This window comes from Georgenia thermotolerans (genome assembly GCF_009193185.1).
GTDB lineage: Bacteria > Actinomycetota > Actinomycetes > Actinomycetales > Actinomycetaceae > Georgenia > Georgenia thermotolerans.
The window spans coordinates 51323-61388 of the sequence record NZ_VUKF01000027.1; the positions used below are offsets into that span (position 1 = coordinate 51323).

Genomic DNA, 10066 nt, shown 5'->3' on the forward strand with positions numbered 1-10066 from the left:
GGGCTCCGGGTCAGTCGGTGCGCGAGGCCAGGTAGGCCTCGAGCAGGGTGGCGTCGGTGAGGAGCGGCTCGGTGAGCAGCTCGAGCATGGGCAGGGCGATGCGGTTCAGATACCCGTGCAGCCAGGCGGGCAGCGTCTCGAGGTCGAGGTGCTCCTGGCGGGCGGGCAGCTGGAGGAGCAGGGCGCCCAGAGCCTGCTCGGTGAGCAGGCGGGCGCGTCCCTCCGGGTCGCGGCTGGGGCGCATGGTGCCGGCCTCCACGGCCTGGGCGAAGTAGCCGACGGCGTCGCTCGCGAGATGGTCGACCAGGTCGCTCGCCAGCTGACCGCCGGCCTGCAGGCACCGCAGCACGTAGCCGACCAGCGGGGCGTAGCCCTCGACCCCGGCCAGCTGGGCGAGGAACGCGCCGGTGCCACCGGTGGGGTTGAGCACGGCGGTCTTGCTCTCGCGGATCTCCGCGAGGACGTGCTCGTCGCAGGCCGCGCGCAGCCCGGCCCGCGAGCCGAAGTGGTGGAGGATCAGGCCCGGGCTCACCCCGGCGTCGGCCGCGACGGCCCGCAGCGGGGCGCCCATGCCGTCGGTGGCGAAGCGGCGGATGGCCGCGTCGCGGATGCGGGCCCGGGCGGTGAGGTCCTCGGGGGTGCCGGACTTCGTTGAACGCACGTTCAGTACACTACACGCGCGTTCAGTGGGTGTCGAGAGGTCGGTGCGAGGCGGCTCGGAGGCTGTCGAGGAGCGTCTCGAGGCGCCGGGCGGCAGGGGGCCGAGCGCCGCGCCTCTGCCGCTGCGCGAGGGTGCGCAGGCGCGGCGGTCGCTGGTGAGCGGGGTCACACTTGAGGCATGGCGACAGCGCTCATGGTGGTCGACGCCCAACGCAACCTCCTCGAGGGGGAGGGGGCGGTGCCGGCGGCGGGCACGGTCCGCCCGGCGCTGCTCGACCTGCTGGACCGGGCGCGGGCGGCGGGCGCCGTCGTCGTCCACGTGCAGAACGACGGGCCGCGGGGCTATCCCGACGAGCCCGGGTCCGCCGGGTGGGCGCTGGTGTTCGAGGTGCGGGACGGCGAGCTGCTCGTGCGCAAGTCCGCCTCCGACGCGCTGGGCGCGGACCCGGAGCTCGTCACCACGCTGCGCGAGCGCGGGGTCGACCACGTGGTCGTGGCCGGGCTGCAGAGCGACTACTGCATCCGGGCCACGGGCCGCGCCGGGCTGCAGGCCGGCTTCCGGGTGACGATCCCCAGCGGGGCCCATGCCACGTTCGACGACGAGGCGCCGGCGGCCGAGCTCGCCCGCGCGGTGGAGGAGGAGCTGGCCGCCGAGGGGGCCGTCGTCGTGCCCGCCACCGACGTGACGTTCACGTGAGCGGCATGCGGCCCGGCGACCCGGTGGCACCCGGCACGGCGTGGCGGGCGGGCGTGCCCGCACCCGGCGCCGCCCCGGTGGGTGGCGCGCGGGCCGTCGGCGCGTCGGGCGGTGCCGGCGCCTGGCTGCCCCCGCCGACGACGGCGGCCTGGCGCCATGCCGGCGCCCGCGTCGGCTTCGAGGTCGCCTATCTGCGCACGCACGGCACCGGGTGGCGCCTCGAGGGCGGCACGACCGCCGTGGAGGCGGGGGAGACGTGGATGGTGGAGTACCTCGTGGAGGTCGACGCGAGCTGGACCACGCACCACGCGCGGATCACGGCGCGGTCCACGTCGGGGCTCTTCCACCTCGAGGTGGAGGCGGACGGCACCGGCTCGTGGCGGGTGGACGGGCGCACCGCCCCCCAGCTGCAGGGCTGCCTGGACCTGGACCTGGAGTCCTCCGTGCTGACCAACGCCCTGCCCGTGCACCGGCTGGGCCTCGCGCCGGGCGAGCGTGCCGAGGCTCCCGCGGCATACGTCCGGGTGCCGTTCCTCGCCGTCGAGCGGCTGGCGCAGAGCTACGAGCGCCTGCCGGGGGAGGGCCGGTACGCCTACGCGGCGCCCGCCTTCGACGTGGCCGCCGAGCTGCGGTTCGACGCCTCGGGGCTGCTCGTGAGCTATCCCGGCCTGGCCGCCCGCGAGGTGTGACGAGGCGGACCGCCGCGTCCGGGGGTGAGCGGTGCTGGCACGCCGAGCGGCCGGCCCGCGGCGTGGACGTTCAGCCGGTGAGGCGGCTGCCCCATAGGGCACGTGCTGAGGGGTAAAGAACGTCAGGAATAGCCTGACGTTCTTTACCCCTCAGCGATCCGGCCCACCGCGAGGCGCATCCGGGCGTGTCTGGGGACCGGCGCGGGTGAAGCTCAGCCGCGGATCTCGAACGGCAGCCGCCCGATCTGGGCCGCCTCCGCCCGCTCGCGCTCCTGGGCACGCAGGCCGGCGGCGTACTCCCGGTCTCGGCGGGCCACCAGCACCGCGGTGAGGAAGCGCTCCGGCGGGGTGCCCCACGGCGGGGGCGGCGCCACGAACGGCTCCACCTGGGCGGCGAGGCGGGCGCCGAGCTCGGCGCGGCGCTGCGGCGTCATCGAGTCGCGCCCGAGGAAGGTCCGCACGGAGAGGCCCAGCCCGTCGGGCAGGGCGCGGATGTCCGCCCCGGCGGCCCAGGCCGCCAGCTCCGGCGGCATGGCCAGCGGGGCCGGCGGCCGGGCCCCGCCACGCACCCGCACGGCGTAGGTGCCGGCGAGCAGGTCGCCCAGCCGCTTGCCGCGCCGGTTGACCGCCGCGGCCACCACCGCCACCGACCCGGCCGTCAGCCACAGCTCCCCGACCCCGGCCAGCGCCCGCACGAGCGTGTGGCGCAGCCGCACCGGGCCGCCGTCGTCGCGGACGACGCGGGTGCCGGTGGCCCACTTGCCCAGCGAGCGCCCGCGGGTGAGCGTCTCGATCACCGTGGGGGCGATGACCATGACGACGGCGAACGTGGTCACCTGCACCACGCCGAGCTGGGCCTCGTTGAGGCCGGAGAGCAGCCGGGCGGCGAGGACGAGCAGCCCGACCGCGCCGAGGAGGTACGCCACGGCGTCGACCAGCCCGCCCAGCACCCGCATGCCCACCGACGTCGGCCGGATGTCCAGCGCGACCGCCTCACCGGTGACGATGAGGTCCTCCTGCAACCGGGCGCGCGCGAGGGCGGCCTCCGGGCCGGGGCGGCGGGAGGGGGTCGTCATGTGTGGCAGGGTACCGGTGTGGACACCGACGCCTTCGCCTTGGTGCACGGCGCCGAGTGGGACCGCCTCGAGCAGCTGAGCAAGCAGCGCCGGCTGACCGGCCCGGAGGCCGACGAGCTGGTGCGCCTCTACCAGGCCACCGCCGGGCACCTCTCGGCCGTGCGCACCTCCGCCCCCGACCCCTACCTGGTCGGGCGGCTCTCCGGCCTGCTCGGCCAGGCCCGCGGGCGGGTGGCCGGGACCCACGAGCTGCGCCTGGCCGACCTGGCGCGCTTCTTCACCATCACCCTGCCCACCGCCTTCTACCGGGTGCGGTGGTGGACGGTCGCGGTGATGGTGGCCTGGATCGGCATCGCCGTCGTCGTGGGCTTCTGGACGGCGCGCACCCCGGCGGTCATCGCCCAGCTGGGCAGCCCCGCCGAGCTGGAGCAGTACGCCCAGGAGGCCTTCGCGGCGTACTACTCGAACTACCCCGCGCCCGACTTCGCCGCGCAGGTGTGGACCAACAACGCCTGGATCGCCGCGCAGTGCGTGGGGCTGGGCATCACCGGCGTGTTCCCCGTCTACGTGCTCCTCGCCAACGCCGTGGGCGTGGGGCAGGCCGGCGCGATCATGGCCGTCTTCGGCGACCTGCGGGTCTTCTTCGCGCTGATCCTGCCGCACGGCCTCATGGAGCTCACCGCCATCTTCATCGCCGGCGGCACGGGGCTGAAGCTGTTCTGGACGGCGGTGGCGCCGGGGCGGCGCACCCGGTCGCGGGCGCTGGCCGAGGAGGGCCGGGCGCTCATCACCGTGGCGGTCGGCCTCGTGCTCGTGCTCGCCCTCTCGGGGCTCGTCGAGGGCTTCGTCACCCCGTCCTCGCTGCCCACCTGGGCGAAGATCGCCGTCGGCGCCCTCGTGCTCGCCGGCTACTGGACCTACACCCTCGTGCTGGGCCGGCGCGCCGCGCGGGCGGGGGAGACCGGCGACCTCGAGCAGGACCTGGCCGGCCACACCCTCGCCCAGGCGGGCTGAGCCCGCCGGTCCGATCCCTCGTCCGATCCCTCGCGGTCCGACGACGGCGCGCCGCCCAGTCTTTGCCTAGCCGGGCGACGTCCTCGTGGTGACCTCGACCGTCAGCGACCGGAAGCGCGCGGCGGCGCGGATCTCGGCGGCGGTGGTGGTCGGCCTGGCCACGAGGTGGCGATCGACCAGGAAGTGGACGGTGGTGCCGGTGCCGGTGCCGGTGCCGGTGCCGGTGCCCGTGCCGGTCCCAGCGGCGGCACCAGGCCCGTGGTCGAGCGGGACAAGGTCCGTCACGGGAAGGCCGTGCTCGTAGCGCTGTGACCAGGCGCCGTTGGCGCGGCGGTTGGTGTGGACCAGCCACCGGCTCAGGGCGGCGACCACCGACATCCCGCGGCGAGGGTGACCATCGGGGAGCAGGATGCCGTGGTCGCCGTCGAAGAAGCGCAGGTCCTTGGTCGCCATCACGGGCTTCTTGATGGCCCGCCCGGTGTCGTCGCGCCGCGTGTCGGTGCCGCGGCCGTCGTCGGCGAGCCGGATCGAGCCGTCCTGCTGGACGGTGACGGCGCAGCGTCCTCGTCGGCCCAGCGCCTCGGCCTCGTCGTCGGCGTAGGCCAGGACCTCCAGGACCAGGTGCACCGCGCCGCCGGGCGCGTACCGGCCAGGGTCGCGGCGGATGGCGGCCAGATGCGGGCGGTCGACGCCCGCGGCCCAGTCGTGGGTGGTGTTGACCCACGTCGACGCGTCCGAGCTCGGCATCAGGATCTCCCCAGGGCAGGGCGGAGCGCGGTCACCGGTGCGTGCCGGGTCGCCGGGGAGCGGGCCCGCCGCGCAGCCGTGACTCGAACGCCTCGCGGACGAGCACCGGTGCGAGGTCCGCGTCCTCCAGGCAGGCCAGCGAGCAGGCGATGACTCCCGGCTCGACCAGCACCCACCAGGTGCCCGGCACGGCGAGCCCGAGCAGCGAGCCGCGGACCTGGTCGGGAGCGACGTCGTGCGCGGCCATGACCGACTCGGCGACCTCGCGGGCGTCCGCGGCGAGGCCGCCCGCCTCGTCGAACTCGGGGCGCGCTCGGTGCGGCCGCCACCGGACCGCCTCCGTGTGCAGCGCGACGACGGCGCGGCGCAGCGCCGGGGAGGAGGCCAGCCCCGCGAAGTCCGGCGGCTCGCCGACGAGGCGCCCGCGTTCCTCCGCGTGGGCGCGGAGCCAGGCTTCGACGTCCCGCGGCTCCTCGTCCGGGTCGTGGAAGCGCGCCTGCAGGCGCAAGGTCTCGCGCCACCACCGCGGCCACTGCGCCGACGCCTCGACGCGCTCGGCCGGGCCGAGCAGGTGGCGGCGGTCGGGGGGCGGCGGGTCGAGCCGGGGCGGCGACGTCGGCTCCGCCGTCGTGTCCAGGCCGAGCGCGTCGCGCACGTACAGCTCGGGCGCCGGCTCGGTGCTGGTCGCGACGCTCAGCAACCACGACGGCGTGCCGGCCCGCCTCATCGCGGTCCGCCGGGAGCGGCGGGCACGGCGCGGTGCGAGAGCGGCATGACGCCAGTGTGGCGCGTCGGCGGCCGCGGGGTCCGGAGATGCGCTGCGCGCGTCGGCGGCCGCGGGGTCCGGAGATGTGCCGTCGCAGGCCCCCTCACGCGTGCCGGCGGATCCGCCGGCGCGCTTGTGCCGAAACGAGCGCCCCCGCGACACGCCGGAGCGACACGCCGCGTCTCACCTGACGAAAAGGGCGCGTCATCCCCCTCCCGGCAGGGGCGGCGCGGCTATCGTCAACACGTGATGGCCAGGCGTGCGTGGCCTGCCGCAGCGGGGCGGCGCCACGTGGCGCGGGGGGCTGGAGGTGGTCGCGATGAGGCGGTCGCTGCGCTGGCAGCTGGTGGGGGCGGGGGCGGTGGTGCTGGTGGGCGCGGGTCTCATCACGGCGGGGGCGCATACCGGCACGGAGGTGCGCCGCCCGATCTCCGAGCTGACCGTGGTGGTCTCGGACGCGATGGCGGGGCCCAACGCGGACTGCGGGTCGATCGACTACAGCGACACCTTCTTCGCGGCCGCCTCGGTCCAGCTGCGTGACGAGAAGGGCAAGCCACTGGCGAAGAGGTCCCTCGAGGGGGCGCCGCACAAGTCCAACCTCGGGTGCGACTGGTCGGTGACCTTCAAGCACGTGCCCGGCGCCGCCGACTACGGCATCGAGCTGCGCTCGGACGGCGTCCCGCCGCGCGTGCACGACTACACCTTCACCCGGAACGAGCTCAGCGACCACGACTGGCGCGTGCGCATCGGCGTCATCCGCTGACGCCGGCGCGCCTCAGAGCCGCCCGGCCGCCTTGAGGGCGAGGTAGGTGTCGGCCAGCGCCGGGGCCAGCTCGTCCGGCCCGGCCTCGACCACCTCCACCCCGCGGCGGCGCAGCCGCGCCGCGACCGCCCGGCGCTCGAGCTCCCCGCGCTCGGCGGCCGCGGCGTCGAAGACGGCGTCGGCGCTGTGCCGGTCCCGCCGGATCGCCGCCACCTCGGGATCGGCCGCGGAGGCCAGCACCACCGTGTGGTCCTTGGACAGCGCCTGCGCGACCGGCAGCAGCCCGGACGTCACCGCCGAGGGCTCGAGCGCCGAGAGCAGCACGACCAGCGCCCGCTGGGACAGCGTGTCGCGCACCACCTGGGTCACCCGCGGCCAGCTCAGCTCCACCAGCGACGGCTCGAGCGGGGCCATGGCGGCGGCCAGCTCACCGACCAGCCCGGGCCCGTGCGAGCCGGCGACCCGGGCGCGCAGCTGGCTGTCCACCGCCACCAGGTCCACCCGGTCCCCGGCACGCGCGGCGAGCGCGCCGAGCAGCAGCGCCGCCTCGATCTGGGCGTCCAGGCGCGGGGCGTCGCCGAGGCGGGCCGCGGACAGGCGGGCGACGTCGAGCACCAGCAGCACCCGCCGGTCCCGCTCGGGCCGCCACGTGCGCACGACGACGTCGCCGCGCCGGGCGGTGGCCCGCCAGTCGATGGCCCGCACGTCGTCGCCGATCACGTACTCGCGCAGGGAGTCGAACTCGGTGCCCTGCCCGCGCACCTGCACCGCGGCGCGCCCGTCCATCTCGCGCAGGCGGGCCAGGCGGGAGGGCAGGTGGCGGCGCGAGGCGAAGGCGGGCAGCACCCGCAGCGTGGCGGGCGCGGGCAGGGAGGCCTGCCGGGCCGCCAGGCCCAGCGGCCCGAACGCCCGGATGGTGACGAGGTCGGCCTCGCGGTCGCCGCGGCGGGCGGCCAGCAGGGCGGTGCGCACCCGGCGCCGCTCCCCGGGCGGGACGACGACGCGATGGCGGTTGTCCGTCGCACCCGCCGAGGGCGGCCACGCGTCGCGCACCAGCGCGCGCAGCACCCGCGGCCCGGGATGGGTCAGGGTGAGCGTCGACGTCGCCGGCTCGCCCAGGCGGACGGCGTGGGGCACCTCGCGGCGCACGACGACGTCGCGGGGCCGGGCCGCCAGCACCGCGTCCGCGACGCAGGCGAGCACCACGAGCGCCAGCCACGTCCACAGCGTCGCCCAGCGCGGCCACAGCACGACCGGCACGACGCCGGCCGCGGCGAGCGCGGCCGCCCGGGCGGTGGGGACCATCAGCGCGGCACCGGCACCGCGGCGAGCACGCCGGCCAGCACCGTCTCGGCGGTGACGCCCTCGAGCTCGGCCTCGGCGCGCAGCTGCACGCGGTGGCGCAGGGTGGGGTGGGCGAGGGCCTTGACGTCGTCGGGAGTGACGTAGGACCGCCCGGACAGCCACGCCCACGCCCGGGCGGTGGCGAGCAGCGCCGTCGCCCCGCGCGGGGAGACGCCCAGGGAGAGCGAGGGGGAGGTGCGGGTGGCGCGCACGAGGTCGACGACGTAGCCGAGCACCTCCGGGCCCACCTGCACGCGGGCGACCTCGGCGCGGGCCGCGGCCAGGTCCGCCGCGCCGGCCACCGGGCGCACGCCGGCGGCGACGAGGTCGCGGGGGTTGAAGTCGGCGGCGTGACGGCGCAGCACCTCGATCTCCTCGGCCCGCTCGGGCAGCGGGAGGATGAGCTTGAGGAGGAACCGGTCGAGCTGGGCCTCGGGCAGGGGGTAGGTCCCCTCGTACTCCACGGGGTTCTGGGTGGCGATCACCATGAACGGGTCGGGCACGGGCCGAGGGACGCCGTCGACGGAGACCTGCCGCTCCTCCATCGCCTCGAGCAGGGAGGCCTGGGTCTTCGGCGGGGTCCGGTTGATCTCGTCGGCGAGCATGAGGTTGGTGAACACCGGGCCCTCGCGGAAGGAGAACTCCGCGGTGCGCGCGTCGTAGACGAGGGAGCCGGTGACGTCGCCGGGCATGAGGTCGGGGGTGAACTGCACCCGCTTGGTGTCCAGGTCGAGGCTGGCCGCCAGGGTCCGCACGAGGAGGGTCTTGGCCACGCCCGGCACGCCCTCGAGCAGCACGTGGCCCCCGCACAGCAGGCCGATGACCAGGCCGGTGACGGCGGCGTCCTGGCCGACGACGGCCTTGGCCACCTCCTCGCGCACCTGCCCGAGCTTGGCGCGGGCCTCCGACGGCGCGGCGGAGGGCGCCGGGGCGGGCGCGCCGGGCTGGTGCGTCTCGCCCGGCGTCAGGGCGTGCGCGCCGGCGGCGTGGCCGTCGCCGGGGCGGTGGCCGTTGCCGGGGCCGTCGGTGCCGGCCCGGTGGTCCGGTGCCCCCTGGGGAGCGGCGGGCAGGTGGCCCGGTGCCAGCGGGGCGCCGGGCTGGGCGGGCGGCTGACCGTAGGGGTGGGTCACGATCGGTGAACCTCGCTTTCCAGGGTGTCGAGGGCAGTGGCCAGGGCCAGCAGCTGACGGTCGTCGGCGGGCGGCGCGCCGTGCAGCAGGTCGCGCACCTGCTCCGGCGGGCGGTGGGTGGCGCGGGCGACGGCGGCCTGCAGCGTCGCGGCGTCGGCCGAGGCCGGCACGCCGAGGGTGCGGGCCAGACGGGTGGCGGTGCCGGCCCGCAGCGCGGCCGCCGCGTGGTCGTAGGCGCGCGAGCGGCGGTAGAGCCGGCCGCGCCCGCGGGTCGTCTCGGCCGCGCGCACCACGACCGGCATGACCTCGGTGACCACCGGCCCCAGCGCCCGGCCGCGGGCGAGGGCGAGGAGGACGACGGCGGCGGCGAGCGCCGCGCCGACGAGCGCGGCCCGCACGGGGACGGCGGGCACGGACGCGTCGACGGAGCCGCCGGCGTCGAGCGGGGAGGGCAGGTACCACACCAGGTCGCGGTGGTGCCCGAGCATCCGCAGGGTCAGCGCCGCGTTGCCGGCCTCGGCCAGGTGGGCGTTGGTCATGAGCCGGGCGTCGGCGAGGTAGCGCAGGGTCTGCCCGCCGTGCTGCCACACCGCATACGCCCCGGCCCCCTCGGTCCCCACGGGGAAGCAGACGACGGCGTCCGCGGCCGGGGCGGCGGTGACGGAGCCGCGCGTGAACGAGACCTCGCCGGCCGCGGTGGCGTCGGGGTCGGCGCAGCGGGCGGGGACGGGCTGGTCCGCGCCGGCCCCGCCGGGGGTGAGGTCACCGAAGCCGTCGAGGGTGCCGAAGGTGGCGCCGACGAGCACGAGGTCGGCGCCGGTGCGCAGCAGACCGGCGCGCTGCTCCTCGCCCAGCAGGCTGAGATCGGTGACCAGCACGGTGGTGCCCGGCCCGGCGAGCGCGCCGACCTGGGCGAGCGAGGTGGCCTCGCGCACCCGCACGCCCTGCTCGCCGAGGATCTGCGCGGCGGCGCGGGCGCCGTCGGGCTGGGCGTTGTCGGGCGCGAGCGGGCGGGTGGAGGTGTGGGTGGTCAGCGCGTACGCGAGGAGGGTCAGGCCCAGGAAGAGCGCGACGACGGCGACGGCGAGCCGGTGGCGGCGCCACCAGGTGCGCGGGCCGCCCGGGGCGGCCGGTGGTGCGGCGGGGCCCGGCGAGGCGGCGGGCCCGGGCCCTGCGGCGG

Annotated in this window: 11 protein-coding genes; 4 read left to right on the plus strand and 7 right to left on the minus strand. The window is 77.1% G+C overall.

Translation table 11 applies throughout. The features are described 5' to 3' along the window. Positions 1 to 10: 10 nt before the first annotated feature. A complete protein-coding gene (locus tag GD970_RS13425) occupies positions 11 to 661 on the minus strand; it encodes a TetR/AcrR family transcriptional regulator (protein WP_152203407.1) in 651 nt (216 codons plus the stop codon). Positions 662 to 838: 177 nt separating this feature from the next. Here GD970_RS13425 and GD970_RS13430 point away from each other — a divergent pair, with 177 nt between their 5' ends. Together GD970_RS13430 and GD970_RS13435 are read left to right on the plus strand one after the other, a co-directional pair. After that, positions 839 to 1357 (plus strand): isochorismatase family protein, encoded by a 519-nt coding sequence (locus GD970_RS13430; protein ID WP_152203408.1) that lies wholly within the window; start codon positions 839 to 841, stop codon positions 1355 to 1357. Between the two features lie 5 nt (positions 1358 to 1362). Beyond that, complete coding sequence (locus GD970_RS13435) at positions 1363 to 2046, plus strand: putative glycolipid-binding domain-containing protein (protein WP_226925342.1); 684 nt, start codon at positions 1363 to 1365, stop codon at positions 2044 to 2046. 212 nt (positions 2047 to 2258) lie between these two features. Here GD970_RS13435 and GD970_RS13440 read toward each other — a convergent pair whose 3' ends face one another. Further along, positions 2259 to 3122 carry an RDD family protein gene (locus tag GD970_RS13440; RefSeq protein WP_152203409.1) on the minus strand — a complete coding sequence of 288 codons (864 nt, stop codon included), beginning with the start codon at positions 3120 to 3122 and terminating at the stop codon, positions 2259 to 2261. Between the two features lie 18 nt (positions 3123 to 3140). Here GD970_RS13440 and GD970_RS13445 point away from each other — a divergent pair, with 18 nt between their 5' ends. Continuing rightward, complete coding sequence (locus GD970_RS13445) at positions 3141 to 4136, plus strand: stage II sporulation protein M (RefSeq protein WP_152203410.1); 996 nt, start codon at positions 3141 to 3143, stop codon at positions 4134 to 4136. 66 nt (positions 4137 to 4202) lie between these two features. Here GD970_RS13445 and GD970_RS13450 read toward each other — a convergent pair whose 3' ends face one another. Both GD970_RS13450 and GD970_RS13455 read right to left on the minus strand, forming a co-directional pair. Beyond that, entirely contained in the window at positions 4203 to 4883 is a 681-nt protein-coding gene (locus GD970_RS13450; protein ID WP_211489724.1) for an ATP-binding protein, read from the minus strand. Between the two features lie 31 nt (positions 4884 to 4914). Further along, positions 4915 to 5610 (minus strand): hypothetical protein, encoded by a 696-nt coding sequence (locus tag GD970_RS13455; protein WP_226925341.1) that lies wholly within the window; start codon positions 5608 to 5610, stop codon positions 4915 to 4917. Between the two features lie 358 nt (positions 5611 to 5968). Between GD970_RS13455 and GD970_RS13460 the strand changes: the two genes are divergently transcribed. After that, on the plus strand, positions 5969 to 6412 hold the full coding sequence (locus GD970_RS13460) for a hypothetical protein (RefSeq protein ID WP_152203412.1): 444 nt from the start codon (positions 5969 to 5971) through the stop codon (positions 6410 to 6412). A gap of 12 nt (positions 6413 to 6424) precedes the next feature. Here the strand turns inward: GD970_RS13460 and GD970_RS13465 are convergent, their stop codons facing one another. The 3 genes from GD970_RS13465 to GD970_RS13475 form a co-directional block, all read right to left on the minus strand. Next, positions 6425 to 7717 (minus strand): DUF58 domain-containing protein, encoded by a 1293-nt coding sequence (locus GD970_RS13465; RefSeq protein ID WP_152203413.1) that lies wholly within the window; start codon positions 7715 to 7717, stop codon positions 6425 to 6427. Beyond that, positions 7717 to 8724 carry an AAA family ATPase gene (locus tag GD970_RS13470; RefSeq protein WP_152203423.1) on the minus strand — a complete coding sequence of 336 codons (1008 nt, stop codon included), beginning with the start codon at positions 8722 to 8724 and terminating at the stop codon, positions 7717 to 7719. Before GD970_RS13470 ends, GD970_RS13465 begins: the two co-directional genes overlap by 1 nt. 158 nt (positions 8725 to 8882) lie before the next feature. Beyond that, positions 8883 to 10066, minus strand: a 1184-nt coding sequence (locus tag GD970_RS13475) for a DUF4350 domain-containing protein (RefSeq protein ID WP_152203414.1), incomplete at its 5' end; no start/stop codon positions are given.